Origin of the sequence: Nostoc sp., assembly GCF_036919895.1 — a bacterium.
Lineage (GTDB): Bacteria > Cyanobacteriota > Cyanobacteriia > Cyanobacteriales > Nostocaceae > Nostoc.
Window position 1 is genome coordinate 19673 of the sequence record NZ_JBALBW010000125.1, and the last position, 15468, is coordinate 35140.

At 41.1% G+C, this 15468-nt stretch carries 6 protein-coding genes; 5 read left to right on the forward strand and 1 reads right to left on the reverse strand.

All coding sequences use genetic code 11. From position 1 onward, the window contains the following. Positions 1-22 precede the first annotated feature (22 nt). Positions 23-970 (reverse strand): group II intron reverse transcriptase/maturase, encoded by a 948-nt coding sequence (gene ltrA / locus V7K55_RS24810; RefSeq protein ID WP_334835570.1) that lies wholly within the window; start codon positions 968-970, stop codon positions 23-25. Positions 971-1731: 761 nt separating this feature from the next. Between ltrA and V7K55_RS24815 the strand changes: the two genes are divergently transcribed. From V7K55_RS24815 to fni, 5 genes are all read left to right on the forward strand, one after another. After that, positions 1732-10413 carry an amino acid adenylation domain-containing protein gene (locus V7K55_RS24815; protein WP_334835572.1) on the forward strand — a complete coding sequence of 2894 codons (8682 nt, stop codon included), beginning with the start codon at positions 1732-1734 and terminating at the stop codon, positions 10411-10413. Positions 10414-10665: 252 nt separating this feature from the next. After that, a complete protein-coding gene (locus V7K55_RS24820; protein ID WP_334835574.1) occupies positions 10666-11328 on the forward strand; it encodes a hypothetical protein in 663 nt (220 codons plus the stop codon). A gap of 238 nt (positions 11329-11566) precedes the next feature. Further along, positions 11567-12145: an adenylyl-sulfate kinase gene (gene cysC / locus V7K55_RS24825; RefSeq protein ID WP_334835577.1), complete on the forward strand. Its 579-nt coding sequence runs from the start codon at positions 11567-11569 to the stop codon at positions 12143-12145. Between the two features lie 21 nt (positions 12146-12166). Next, the gene (locus V7K55_RS24830; protein WP_334835580.1) at positions 12167-14329 is read left to right on the forward strand and encodes a Rieske 2Fe-2S domain-containing protein; all 2163 of its coding nucleotides are present in this window, start codon (positions 12167-12169) and stop codon (positions 14327-14329) included. 70 nt (positions 14330-14399) lie between these two features. Continuing rightward, positions 14400-15455, forward strand: coding sequence for a type 2 isopentenyl-diphosphate Delta-isomerase (fni, locus tag V7K55_RS24835; protein WP_334835581.1), 1056 nt, complete (start codon positions 14400-14402; stop codon positions 15453-15455). The last annotated feature ends 13 nt before the right edge of the window (positions 15456-15468 follow it).

The following is a 15468-nucleotide window of genomic DNA, read 5'->3' on the forward strand; positions in this document are numbered from 1 at the left end:
TATACCGTCTCTACTTCTAAGGTTACAGAATTCTTTGCTTGTGCTTCTTGCCTAATGTTGGGACTTTTTTTTTACTTTTACTTTTCTCTATCCCAGATTTCAGCTTATCTGAATTAACATCTATTGGAAAAATAGCATTTTCTAAAAAACCATGACCTAAAAACCGAAAACCCCGGTTAAAATTAGTGATTTGGGTTTTCTCGGCATTCATCATCAATCCCATAGAATCCAAAAGATTGATGATTTCTAATTTTGCTTGTAAAATTCGCTCTTGAGTGGGTGATAAAATGAGAAAATCATCCGCATAACGCACGAGTTTTAAATCTGTTGCGGTAATAAATTCATCAAATTCATGCAGATAAATATTGGTCAGCATCGGCGAAATTACTGCACCTTGCGGGATGCCTTTTTGGGGTAATATCACTCCCTCTTCAGTTAATACCCCAACTGATACCCAAGATTTAATCAAACATAAAATCCCCGAATTATCTATATGTATTCTGACTTGTGTTAATAACCTTTGATGGTCGATATTATCAAAAAATTTCACAATATCTGCATCTAAAACCCAAGAATAACCATCATCTCGCCAGTCAGCTACTTTTTCTACTGCATTCAGGTAAGATAAATTAGGACGATAACCAAAACTTGCAGCCGAAAATTTAGTCTCCATGATTGGATAAAGCACATTTAATAGAGCTTGCTGAACAATTCTGTCCCGCACTGTAGGTATTTTTAACTCTCGCCGACTGCCATTTTTTTTGGGAATAATCACCTGCTTGCAAGGCTGAGGTTGGTATGTACTATTGCTAACAGCATTTCGTAATTGATAAATATTAATGGTTTGATTGCTAGCAAATTTATCAATAGTTTCTCCATCTACACCCGCACAACCTCGATTTTCTGCTACCTTTTCCCAAGCGCGTTGAAAATTACTCAATTCCAGAAATTCATGGGCAATTATATCCATAGAAATTCGTAATTTAATTTCTTTTGAAATATAGTGCCTACATGGAAATAGAGGTTTCCAAGGATAGGGGAGCAGGGGAGCAGAGGTGAGAGAGATATTGTACAATTTCAATTTCTTTCCCCTCTGCTCCTCCGCTCCTGTGCCCCTCTGCCACTTCTTCGCTTAAAGCTTGTGAGAAATGCGGGGTATGAGTCCTCCGGGCGAGCGATCGCTCTACAATGGAAGCGCGAATATCGCAAACCCTACCAATGCAGACACACTTTTATTACTCTTTGCCTGGAAGCTGATATTGATGCAAAGGATGTAGGAAGGTGAGTTGGTAACTCTCCAGCGTTTGTAATTATGGGTTAAGTTGCCATAATTCCGAACGTATACCGATTTACTCATTTTTGGAAATATATCTTTCGGTATACTTATTTTCCTAACTCCTAAAAAAATGAGCGAATCGGAAGTAATTATTTATTAACTGTCTTAACTGTCTTAACTGTCTTAACTGTCCATTAAAGTGACTTAAACTGCTATTGCATTTTATTGATAAACCTGAGATTATCTGTTTATTAAAATAAAATTGTGAAAAACAATAAAATAAAAATACTTCTACTTTTCGTTAGGCTAAATAACTTTTATTGCTATTTATACTTTTTAAAGTAGCAATAAAACTTGGTCAGATTCTTTTGATTACCTATTTTAAGACTGATTGAGATGCTTTTACTATCGCATAATTTACTTTGATCTAGAAATAATTACTGAAAATCAGTTTTATGAATACACAAGATTTATTAAAACACATCTCTAAGCAGAAAATTGTTATTACAGCTACGTTTACAAGTGAACCAATTGAGGATTCCCTATCGTATTGGCTCGAAGAAATAGGAATTCTTTATTCAATAGAGTTTGCTCCTTACAATCAGGTATTTCAAGAACTTCTCAATCCAGTCAGCCTTTTGAGTAACAATCAAAATGGAGTCAATGTAGCTTTAGTTAGGTTTGAGGATTGGGAAGAAAGTAAGAATCGTCTGCAATTAACAGTTGACGATTATCTAAAAGAAGAAATTTTTGGCGATCGCTTACGCCACACCTTACCAAATCACTTAGAAATAGCTCACCTTAACCAGTACGAAACCGAGTATCTATATCAAGAGATTTTTGGCGATCGCGTCTATTTAAAACATGGAATTGTCTTCAATGAAGACGACTGTATAATTGATGTGGGAGCGAATATTGGCCTATTTACCTTATTTGCTCAACAAAAATCCCCAAAAGGGACTATTTATGCTTTTGAACCTGCACCTCACGCCTTTGACAAATTACAAACTAACGCCAAGCTTTACTGTCAAAACACCCATCTTTTTAACTGCGGTTTAGGTGGTGAACGCAAAGAAGAAACCTTCACTTTTTATCCTCGTTCCTCAGTTTTCTCAAGTTTTGCAGCTGATACAGAGCAAGATGAAAAAGCTATTCGCTCAGTGATTATTAATATGCTGCAACGCGATAATTCTCTGGATGAAGAGTCGTTAGAACGTTTAGCTGATGAATTTCTCAAGGATAGGCTTGAACAAGAAACTTATCAAGCTCAGTTGCGAACTCTTTCAGAAATTATCGAAGAATATAAGATTGAAAAAATTGATTTACTGAAACTAGATGCTGAAAAAAGCGAGTTAGCAATTCTCCAAGGAATTAAAGACCATCACTGGTCACTGATTAAACAAATAGCTATGGAGGTGCATGACCAAGAAGGCAGTACGCTTAAACAGGTCACGCGCTTGCTTGAAGACAAAGGCTTTAAATTTGTTGTCGATGAAGAGTCTCTGCTACACGGTTCAGGACTCTTTAATATTTACGCTACTCGCCTCAAGCAGAACCACAACCCAGTATCACAGCAATTTGGAAAAGACTTAGCGCAACTAGAGCAAACCGTTAAGGATTTTGGCAGTGCTTTGAAAACAGCAACAACGCGATCTGCTGAAAGCAGCAGCGCTTCGCGATCGCTAAATCCTTACTTAGTTTGTATCTGTCCTCCTTCTCCAACTACTGATGCAGCAAATGACACTTTACATGAGAGAATGCAAGAATTGTTAGCAGCTGATCTCAAAGATGTGAGTGGTGTGTATCTGATAAAAAGTCAAGAATTAATCAATACTTACCCAGTAGAGGAATACTACGATCGCTACGGTGATGAGTTAGGGTACATTCCCTACACGCCAGCCTTTTTCTGTGCATTAGGGACGACGCTGGCGCGGAAAATCTTTGCCTTGCAGAGCTATCCCTACAAGGTAATTGCCCTTGACTGTGACTATACCTTGTGGAGTGGTATTTGTGGCGAGGATGGAGTTGGGGGAGTGAAAATCGATCCACCATTTCGAGCGCTACAAGAATTTATCGTCAGACAGCAAGTCGCAGGAAAATTGATTTGTCTGTGTAGTAAGAATCAAGAAGAGGATGTATTGGCAGTCTTTGACCAACATCCAGATATGGTACTTCAGCGCCATCATCTCGTCAATTGGCGGATTAACTGGCAATCGAAATCGCAGAATCTGAAGTCTTTAGCAACCGAACTACAACTGAGTTTAGATAGCTTCATTTTCATTGACGACAATCCGGTTGAGTGTGCTGAAGTTAGAGCCAACTGTCCAGAAGTTTTGACTTTACAACTTCCCCAAGAGTGCGATCGCATCCCGCAGTTTTTACAGCATATTTGGGCTTTCGACCAACTCCAAGCCACCCAAGAAGACCAACAAAGAACCAATCTCTATCAACAGAATGTCCAGCGCCAGCGTTTGCAACAGGATTCTCTATCCTTTACTGATTTCCTCGCCCAACTGGACTTAGAAATTGAGATTTCCCCAATGCAAAGCAAGCAACTTTCGCGGGTTGCTCAACTCACCCAACGCACCAATCAGTTTAACCTCACAACAATCCGCCGATCTGAGGCTGAGATTCAACAACTGTGTAATTCAGAAAGATTAGAGTGTCGAGTGGTCAAAGTTAAAGACCGCTTTGGAGATTATGGTTTAGTCGGTCTGCTGTTGTTTGAAGTTCAAGAAAATGCGCTAGTTGTAGACACCTTTTTACTCAGTTGTCGGGTACTTGGTCGGGGTGTGGAGCATAAGATGCTTGCCTATTTGGGAACTCTTGCTCAAAAAAGAGGATTGGGACGAGTCAAGCTTTTCTATACACCTACGAAGAAGAATCAACCAGCTTGGGATTTTCTGGTTAGTATTGGTAGACAATTTAAGCAGGAGAAAGATGGTAGTTGCTTATTCGAGTTTCCATCTCAAACCGCATCTGAAAGTAATTTAATACTTATATCCGATAGGGCTATCGTACATAATAAGCCCGATCAAGAAGCAAAATCTATATCTAATAACTCATTAAAAATAGCCTCCGCCGCAGACTTCTTTGAACGCATCGCTCAAACTCTATATAGTCCCGAACTCATCCTCAAAGAGATTACATCCCGACAACAGCGCCAACGTCCTCAGTTAGATATAGAATTTGTTGCTCCTCGGACTCCTATAGAGAAAGCGATCGCACATTTATTCACAGAAGCCCTCAAACTAGACAGAGTGGGTATTGATGATAACTTCTTTGAACTCGGTGGCGATTCGATTCGGGGAGCGATTCTGATTAATAAATTGCAAGCGCAATTAAACGAAATTATTCATTTTGTTGTTTTATTTGATACTAAAACAGTTGCTCAACTAGCAGCTTACATAGAAGACAACTACCCACAAGCAGTAGCACAACTGGGTGGTAAAGAAATAACTGCAATTATTGACCTACCACAAGAGCGAATCGGTGAAGCTAAAGTTTTGCAAATGCGTTCATTGATTTCTCCTCTTACTCCCCCAATAGATGACGACGCAATCAAAAACCCGCCAGCTATATTTATCCTCTCGCCTCATCGTAGTGGCTCTACCTTACTGCGCGTCATTCTGGGAGGAAATCCGCAGTTGTTCGCGCCTCCAGAATTGGAACTACTGACATTTAATACACTTGGGGAACGAAAAGCAGCATTTTCTGGACGTTACAGCTTTTGGGCGGAAGGGACGATTCGCACAATCATGCAAATTCGGGGGTGTAGTCCAGAAGAAGCGATCGCACTGATGGAAGAATTAGAAGCGAAAAATCTCACCACCAAGCAGTTTTACCAACTTATACAGCAATGGCTGGGCGATAAAATCTTGGTAGATAAGACCCCCTCCTACTCCATAGATTTAGAAACTCTTAAACGGGCGGAAATCAACTTCCAAAACCCACTCTACATCCATCTTGTGCGTCATCCTTATGCAACGATGCGCTCTTATGAAGAAGCCAGAGTAGAACAAACTTTTCCCTATCAACATCCCTTCAATAGGCGAGAACTCGCTGAACTCGTTTGGCTAATTAGCCATCAGAATATTCTCGAATTTTTGCAACAAGTTCCTCAAGAACGCCAATATCAAGTCAACTTTGAAGACATAGTTAGCCAACCACAGACTAGTGTTGAGGGCTTGTGCCAATTTTTAGGGCTAGAATTCCATCCTGATATGCTGCAACCTTACAAAGAGAAAAAGCAGCGGATGACCGATGGGATCTATGCCCAATCTAGAATGGTGGGGGATGTGAAATTTCACGAACATCAGAGCATTAATCCCAGCACCGCAGATAGTTGGAAGCAATACTATACCAGCGACTTTTTAGGTGATGTGACTTGGCGGTTAGCAGAGTCTTTGGGATATCAAAGAAATAACCGTGCTATTACTCAAGTTCGTCGGGGAAATCAAACAGAATCTCAGACATTCCCGCTTTCTTTCGCCCAACAACGCCTATGGGTTTTGGCGCAATTGGAGCCGGACAGCCCTTTCTACAATATGTTTAAAGCTGTCCGTCTGAAGGGGTGTTTGGATATAGAAATTTTAGAACGCAGTCTCAACGAGATTATCCGCCGTCACGAAATTCTACGAACTACTTTTAGTGCAGTTGAGGGAACGCCTGTACAAATAATTGCTCCCCACGCAACTATGAAACTCTCGGTTGTAGACTTGCAACGATTGTCAGGAAAAGAACAGTCAGAACAATTGCAACTCTTAGCAACTCAAGATCAATTACAACCCTTTGACCTTACCAAAGGACTGTTGCTGCGAGTGACTTTGGTAAGGTTAAATAACGAACCGCAGAGGCACGGAGAACACAGAGAAAGAGAGAAAGATTCTCAAATTTGCTTGACTCAGCAAAGTGTGCAACTCAATTCGGAGTCTTATGCTTTGTTATTGACCATGCACCACATAATCGGTGATGGCTGGTCAATGGGAGTATTCATCAAAGAATTGTCGAGTTTGTATCGAGGCTTCTTAGTTGGCGAACCTTCTCCCCTCCCACAACTACCAATTCAATATGCAGATTTTACGATTTGGCAACGCCAATGGTTGCAAGGAAAAGTACTACAAACCTCAATTAATTACTGGACGCAACAATTAGCAGACGCACCACCTCTGTTGGAACTACCTACAGATAGACCTCGTTCCTCTGTACAAACTTTCCGAGGTTGGTGTTTTTCCTTCCAGTTAGATGCAAAACTGACGGCATCGCTGAAAGAACTTAGCCACAAGTCAGGAACTACCTTATTTATGACCTTGATGGCGGCTTATGCGACTCTACTATTCCGTTACAGTGGTCAAGAAGATATTCTGTTAGGAACACCGATCGCTAGCCGTAACCAGCAAGATATAGAAGGGTTAATTGGCTTTTTTGTCAACACATTGGTGATGCGAACTCGACTAGAAGGTAATCCCAGTTTCTCAAAACTACTAACGCAAGTCCGTTCTACTTGCATGGATGCCTACGCGAACCAAGACGTACCCTTTGAGCAGATTGTCGAAGCTTTGCAAATAGAGCGCAGTCTCAGCCACAGTCCCCTATTTCAGGTGATGTTTGCATTACAGAATGCCTCAATGGAGGAATTAGAAACGCCTGATTTAGCTATTTATCCTCTACATCTAGATAACGTTAACGCTAAGTTTGACCTCACATTACAAATGTGGGAAACAAACACAGACCAAGGAAACTCCCTGCAAGGGTTTTGGCAATATAACACCGATTTATTCGATGAAGATAGAATCGCTCGGATGACCGGTCATTTCCAGACATTATTGGCGGGAATTGTGGCGAATCCGCAAGAATCGGTAGGTACATTACCATTGCTAACTGAGCGTGAACGTCATCAATTGCTAGTGGAATGGAATGATACTCATATACCATATCCCGATACGAAATGTATCCATCAAGTGTTTGAGGAACAGGTAGAGCAAAACAGTAATGCGATCGCTGTAGTGTATGAAAATGAGTCTCTAACATATCGAGAGTTAAACGATCGCGCCAATCAATTAGCGCACTATCTACAAAGCTTGGGAGTCAAAAAAGAAGTACTGGTGGGGATTTGCGTCGAGCGATCGCTTGAGATGATTATCGGTATACTCGCCATCCTCAAAGCCGGGGGTGCATACATTCCCTTTGATCCAGCTTATCCCCAAGAGCGCTTGGCTTATATGTTCCAAGACACAGGGGTATCGCTGTTGCTCATTCAACAGCAGTTGATGGGATTACTACCCCAAAACACAGCTAAGGTGATTTGTCTAGATACAGACGAAGAAATTTTCAGTCAATATAGCCAAGAGAACCTCAAGGCAGATGTGACACCAGACAACCTAACTCACATCATGTACACCTCTGGTTCGACAGGCATACCCAAGGGTGTGTGCATTATCCACAGAAATGTTGTCCGGTTGGCTAAGGGAACAAACTTTGCATCATTAACACCACAAGAAGTATTTTTACAACTCGGCCCTCTTTCCTTCGATGCCTCAACACTAGAAATTTGGCCTTGTCTTTTGAATGGTGCGAAGCTCGTGTTAATGCCCAGCCAGAAGCCATCCTTAGAAGAGTTGGGTGAAATTATCCAGCGCCATCAGGTCAATATCCTCTGGCTTACAGCCAGCTTGTTCCACCTGATGGTGGATGAAAAATTGCAGGATTTACAATCTGTGCGTCAACTGATGAGTGGAGGTGATGTATTATCTGTAGCTCACGTCCAAAAAGTTGTGCGGGAACTCCCCAATTGTCAATTTATTAACGGCTACGGCCCTACAGAAAACACTGTATTTACTACCTGCTTCCCTGTAACGCCTGAAAGTCAAATCGAGAAATCAATTCCTATCGGTCGTGTCATTGGTAATACACAGGTTTATATATTAGACTCCAATCTCCAACTCGTACCCATCGGGGTTTGGGGCGAAATGCACGTTGGTGGTAATGGTTTAGCCAGGGGTTACTGGAATCGTCCTGAATTGAATCAGCAAAGATTTATTCCTAACCCTTTTGGGCATCAAGATAGCGATCGCCTGTATAAAACAGGAGATTTGGTTCGTTACTTACCTGACGGTAATATCGAATTTTTTAGTCGCATTGACAACCAAGTTAAAATCCGTGGATTCCGAATTGAACTTTCCGAAATTGAGGTGATTTTAACTCAACACCCCCAAGTACGGGATGCCGTTGTCATTGCCAGAGAAGACAAGCCCGGTACGAAGAATTTGGCAGCTTATGTAATCCCCGAAGGAAAACAGCCCACCAGTAACGAATTGCGCCTGTTCCTCAAGCAAAAGCTTCCCGATTATATGGTGCCTTCATCCTTTACAGTTCTAGAGGCTTTTCCCATTACGCCCAATAGCAAAGTAGACCGCCGTGCCTTACCAGTGCCAGAGTTCGAGTTTAATGACTCAATCGGCTTTGTCTCCCCCCGCACTCATACTGAAAAAATCTTGCTAAAAATTTGGCAGGATGTTTTATTATTAAAACAAGTTTGTATTCATGACAACTTTTTTGAATTGGGCGGGGATTCCATTATTGGAATCCAAATTGTCGCCAGAGCTAATCAAGCTGGATTAAAACTAACTCCAAAACAGCTATTTCAGCATCAAACCATTGCTGAGTTAGCTGCTGTAGCCGTGACAACTACCTCCAATGAGGCAGAACAGGGCTTAGTTAAGGGCATTGTTCCCCTAACACCGATTCAGCATTGGTTCTTTGAGCGTAATTTACTCGAACCCGATCACTTTAACCAATCTTTCCTGCTAGAAGTTCCGCCAAATATCCAACCGGAATTACTAGAGCAGGCATTACAAAAGCTGGTGTACCATCATGACGCTTTACGGCTGCGGTTTGTGCAGCAAGCAGCGCAATGGCAACAGTACAACAGTGATGTGTGCGATGCAGTATCGTTGGTGATAGCTGATTTATCCAACCTGACTCAAGCAGAACAATCAAAAGCAATTGAGTTAAAGGCAGATGAAATACAGCGATCGCTAAATATAGCAGATGGGCTGTTGCTACGGGTTGTACTATTTAACTTAGGCAAATCTTCCCCTGGACGCTTGCTCATCGTCATCCATCACTTAGCTGTCGATGGCATTTCCTGGCGGATTTTGCTAGAAGATTTATCTGGGGCATACAAACAATTAGATAGTGGGAACAACATTCAACTTCCTGCAAAAACAACTTCCTTCAAGGATTGGGCAATCAAATTGCAGGATTATGCAGGCACTCAAGAACTGCACTCAGAGCTAGATTACTGGCTGCACTCAAGGTCGTTCGCAGTTGCTCCTTTACCGTTGGATTCTCATGCTATTGCGTCAGAAAACACTGTCGGTTCAAGTCGCATTGTCTCTATATCCCTGAGTGCAGAACAGACTCGCACCCTGTTGCAGGATGTCCCAGTCGCCTACAACACCCAAATTAACGATGTACTTTTGACCGCATTAGTGCAAAGTTTTGCTGGATGGACAGGCTATGACTCTCTACTAATTGAATTAGAAGGTCACGGGCGGGAGGACTTGTTTGAGGATGTAGACTTGTCCCGCACAGTAGGCTGGTTTACCAGTATATTCCCCATTTGCTTAAAACTTGGAGGTCTTCACCATCCTGGCGAGGCTCTCAAGTCGGTCAAGGAGCAACTGCGACGCATCCCCAACCGAGGTATTGGCTATAGCATTCTGCGGTATCTGAACATGGATGCAACCATACACAAGCAACTTGAGCTACTCCCTCAAGCTCAGGTGAGTTTTAATTACTTGGGTCAATTCGACCAAACGCACCTAGCACCCCTTGGTTGGAAATATGCTCAAGAGTCTAGCGGTTCTATTCACAGCCCCAAAGGACAGCGCCGCCATTTGTTGAATGTGAATGGATTAGTCATTGAAGGCAGATTGCAACTGGAGTGGAAATATAGCGCCGCTTTCCATCACCAAGCTACTGTAGAAAACTTGGCTAAAAACTATCTGAAAGTCTTAGAAGCTATTATCGACCACTGTATATCAAAAGAAGCAGGAGGCTATACTCCTTCAGATTTTCCTGAAGTTGATTTAAGCCAAGAATCGTTGGACGAACTACTAGCAGAAATTGAATAAAGTCGTTCACAAGTCATCTCTATCAAGATAAAACTTGCCCTCATTTTGTCCATTGTTTTAAGTTTTCCACACCAAACTTATTTATTGTTTATGACAATCTCGAAAGCGACACTCACAACCACGCGTAATCCAGGGATTTTGGTTAATAAATTTGCTTCCAAAATCTCTTGCATTTCTTATCAGAGTATGCGTAGGTCTAGCAGAGTATTGAGAGAGTTTATGCTTTATTATTTTCCAATTTATAATCTCTCAATGAATGACTTTTTTCGGTTTTATCCCATCTTAGGTTTTATTGAAGCTCTGGTTTATCAAACCGATGATGAAGTTGAGAAAATTCAAGGTGAAGGCTATGCGACACTTCAACATTCTCCTTGGCAATCCAAACAAGAAATTATCTTGGCTGTTTTAGAAGAGTACGATCTCAAGCATTCTAAAGTTGAATTTTATATGGAGAAACTGGGAGAGTATTTTGAATTAGAAACCCAGATTTTAGCCAGTTCTCATGTTACTCACGAGATGATTAAAAAAGCGGCTGAGTTACGATCTTCTGACTATCGAGTATTGCATTGTACTTTGCTCAAAATGTTAGGTCTAAATTATGAAGAAGAAGAGTTAAATGAAGAATTGAAATTGATGTGGCCTCTAGAAGTTGTCAATGACATTGAAGACGATTTGATGTTTTACTCAGATGATGTAGCCGCTAAACATTATAATACATACAGAATGTTTGTAAAAATTTACGGAGAGAAAGCTCCTTATTATATAAAAAAAGAGTTAGACTTTTATGAAAGTCTGTTTTATAAACAGTTAAGAAGATTTTCAGAAATTAAACGAGAATCTTTCAGCAAACCTTGGAATGCTTATCGTCTAGACCATCCAGTACCAGTCATTCCCGAACCGATTTTAGAAGATTAATATTTTAAGTATTGCTAATAACCAATTGTTATTTATTAATTGACATCTGCTATTGGTTATTAGCAGCTTATTAACCAAGGGACTGTTGGGATAGATTTTATTGGCGTTAGTAAAGATGGTTGCCAAATAGATTAGCTTTTTGCTGATGTATACTCTATACTCTTTTGAAAAAGGGAAGATTAAAACTCGCAAAACTCACTTTTTTAGACAAGCAGTTTAGTAAAAGGGTAAGGTTAGGATGCTGGAAGAACAGCGTGGTGTAACAATATGGCTAACTGGTTTGAGCGGTGCTGGCAAAACCACCATCTGCCAATTTTTGGAAGCAGAATTGCGATCGCAAGGTTATAAAATTGAGGTATTAGACGGCGATGTAGTACGCCAAAACTTAAGTAAAGGGTTAACTTTCAGCAAGGAGGATCGAGACGAAAATATTCGACGAATTGGTTTTGTAGCTAACCTACTAACTAGAAATAATGTGATAGTACTGGTTTCTGTTATCTCACCATATCGAGCAGTTCGAGAAGAAGTGAAAAAACAAATTGGGGATTTTATTGAAGTATATGTCAATGCTCCATTAGAAGTTTGCGAACAGCGAGATGTCAAAGGTTTATATAAAAAAGCTAGAGATGGTGAAATCAAAAATTTCACTGGAATTGATGATTTATATGAAGTACCTCTAAAACCTGATGTGGAATGCAAAACTAATGAAGAAACTATTGCTCAAAGTACAAATAAAGTTTTAACTAAATTAGAAGAATTAGGGTATACCAGTTCCCTATTGTTGCCACAAGTTCAAAACAATTGCTCACGGATATGATGAAAAGTAGGGAAAGGTGAAATGACTTTAGTAAAAGAAAAGGAACTTTGCAAACTTTTTGTGGAAGTTGGAAGACAGCAATATTCTCTTGCTGCTACAGGTAATAATTTTGCTAAGGATAATGAAGTAGCATGGAATAGTTTTGTCACAACTTTATTATCAGCAAAGGGCGATCCTGCTGTTGAAAAAAATTATAAATATTTAGTTAATGCAGTTGTTGAATATAATAAACAAAATAATTCAGAAATTAATATTAAAACTGTTTATGATTACTTTGCCGCTAAAATTATTCGTTCAATCTCTATTGAACCATCAGAACTAGAGAAAAACTGGTATTTTATTTGTTCCTTGGCAGAAATTCCCAAGGCTGGAGATTTTATTGCTGTTCAGATTTTCCAAGAACCGTTAGTGGCTGTACACCAAGCAGACGCAACAGTTCGCGTTTTTCTCAATGTCTGCGCTCATCGCCAAGCACCAGTTTTTGAAGGTCACGGTTGTGTGGGTATAGATAAATCGGCTCTTTGTCCTTATCATGGATGGGGTTATGGTATAGATGGACATTGCAAGAATGCACCAGGGGCAAATAGAGGCGAGTTTGGTGCTGACTTTGATCTCAAAAATTATAGTTTGCAGGAGTTTGAGGTCAAAATTGATGAAAATCAGGCGGTTTTTGCCAAGCTTTCAGAAAATAACCACCTCACGCCAAAATCACAATCTGAAAACCATCAAAATATCGGGGCAAAAATTACAAATCTGCTTAATTCTGTGAGTCCAGGCTATGCAGAGGGAGAAACCGCCACACTTCCAGAACAAATCCGCCTTTGGTTGAGAATTGGTTATTTAGAAGAGAATATAAAACAGCTAATTGCAGAAATTACCCCAGAAGGGACAGGCGATAGCCGCCAATTAATATTGGATTCATTGACTGGGGAACTCAAACACGCTATCCTTACCATCGATAGTGATGGGTCAACCCCAGAGCTGGATGAGGTGCTGCAACGAGTTTACAGCAGTGATGAACAAGGGCAGTTGATTGAAAAGTCTATTGAGTATCCTAAAATTGATACTGATGGCATAGAATATTCCGAATCATCTGAAAGAAGACAAGCATTGCCAATCTGGATTTATGGCGATCCAGCATTGTTTGCTCTCGAAGTTGAGCATTTAATTAAACCAACCTGGCAATTTGTTTGCCATATCAATGAAGTTCCACAACCGGGTAACTTCACTTGGCTGGATATTGTCGGTGAACGAGCCTACGTTATTCGTACTGCTAGCGGTGAATTGTTCGCTGGCAAACTTCAGGATGTTACACAACGAGGGCATTATCCGAAATTTGGTTTACCAAACTTCGATTTAGAACCTATTGATATTGACATTTTTTATGGGTTTATTTTCATTCGCTTTACTTGGGAAGGCTCAAGATTAGCTGATAGTTGGTATCTACCTGGCTTATTAGAACCATACCACCTTGAAGATATGCAACCCATTGGTGGAGTTGGTCGGTATGACATTAGTGTAGAGGTAGATTACAAACTGCTGTGGGAAAACTTCTTAGAAGATTACCACTTTCCCATGATGCACAAAGGTTTAACCCGTCGGTTTGGAGTTTCGAGTGATTGTGAAGGCATTAACGGCATGATTATTCCCATGCGCGATCCGGCTTCACCCAACTTAACCGCAATCGAGCGACAATATTATGATTGCGCCAAAGCGATCGCTCGACATTCTTGGGAGCGCGAACAAGAATTACAAGATTTTGCTGCTGAAAACGATTCTTTGCCCGAAACGCTGTGTTACTCAGCCTTCTGCTCGATGTCAGCGCAAGAAGAAATACCGATGCCTTTTTCTTTGAGCGTATTTCCCGAACACGTCCAAACTTTTTCACTAGTTCCTGCTGGGCCAAGAGAGTGCCGTTTTCACGTTCGCAGTTACGGACATACCCTCAACTCAGATGACACCAACAGTAAAACCATTGAAGAAGCGCGAAGAACGAATATCCAACTGCTTTTGGAATCGTTACACGAAGATATTCGTGTTAACTACATCTGTCAAGATAGCGTTTCATCGCGGCTGTTCGACAAAATCGGAGTATTTAGTATTGCCGAGTTTGATGTTGCTAAGTTTCAGGAGGCTATTTACACAAAACTACCAATAACCCGTCATCAACGAAAACCATTATGACCAAAAACTAAAAGGATACAAGCCCCATTATTTATGGGAATCATTAATTTTGAATTCGGAGCAAAGCGACGTGACTACCACTCTCCCATCAGTCAATACTGTAACTGAAATTGAGACTCGTAAAGCTGACCATCTACGTGTTTGTTTAGAAGAAGATGTCCAGTTTCAGGATGTAACTACTGGATTTGAGCGCTATCGCTTTACTCATGATTGTCTTCCTGAAATCAACCGCAGTGACATCAATTTGCAAACAACCTTCCTGGGAAAAAATCTCGGCGCTCCTCTGCTGATTTCTTCTATGACAGGGGGAACCGAATTAGCGCAGCTAGTCAATACTCGTTTAGCAACTGTTGCTCAACGCTACCGATTAGCAATGGGAGTAGGTTCGCAACGCATTATCATTGAACAACCTCATTTAGCTCCTACCTTTGCTGTGCGCTCTTTTGCTCCTGACATTCTGTTGTTAGCGAACTTGGGGGCTGTGCAACTAAATTATGGATGTGGGCTTGATGATTGCTTGCGCCTTGTAGATTCCCTGGAAGCGGATGCATTAATTTTGCATCTTAACCCCCTGCAAGAATGCGTGCAATCAAAAGGAGATACAAATTTTCGGGGGCTGTTGAGTAAAATTGCCCAACTTTGTCAGCAACTACCCGTTCCGGTTGTTGTCAAAGAAGTGGGAAATGGAATTTCTGGAGCGATCGCAAAAAAGTTAATTGATGCGGGAGTTGCAGCCATTGATGTCGCTGGAGCAGGTGGAACTTCCTGGGCAAAAGTAGAAAGCCAACGTGCTAAAGACAATAAGCAGCGCCGTTTGGGACAAACTTTTGCTGATTGGGGTTTACCAACCGCAGAGTGTCTTAACTCCATTCGAGCGATCGCGCCGACAATTCCCTTGATTGCTTCTGGCGGGTTACTTAACGGATTGGATGTCGCCAAAGCGATCGCTTTAGGAGCCGATATAGGAGGTTTAGCCCGACCTTTTTTAGAAGCAGCCGTCAAATCAGAAGCTGCCGTTGATGAGTTAGTCGAAGTTCTGATTGCTGAACTCGAAACAGCTTTATTTTGTACTGGAAATGCCACCTTAGCAGAACTAAGAAGTTCTGGGGCATTGCAACGGATCTAAATGAGTAGCAAAC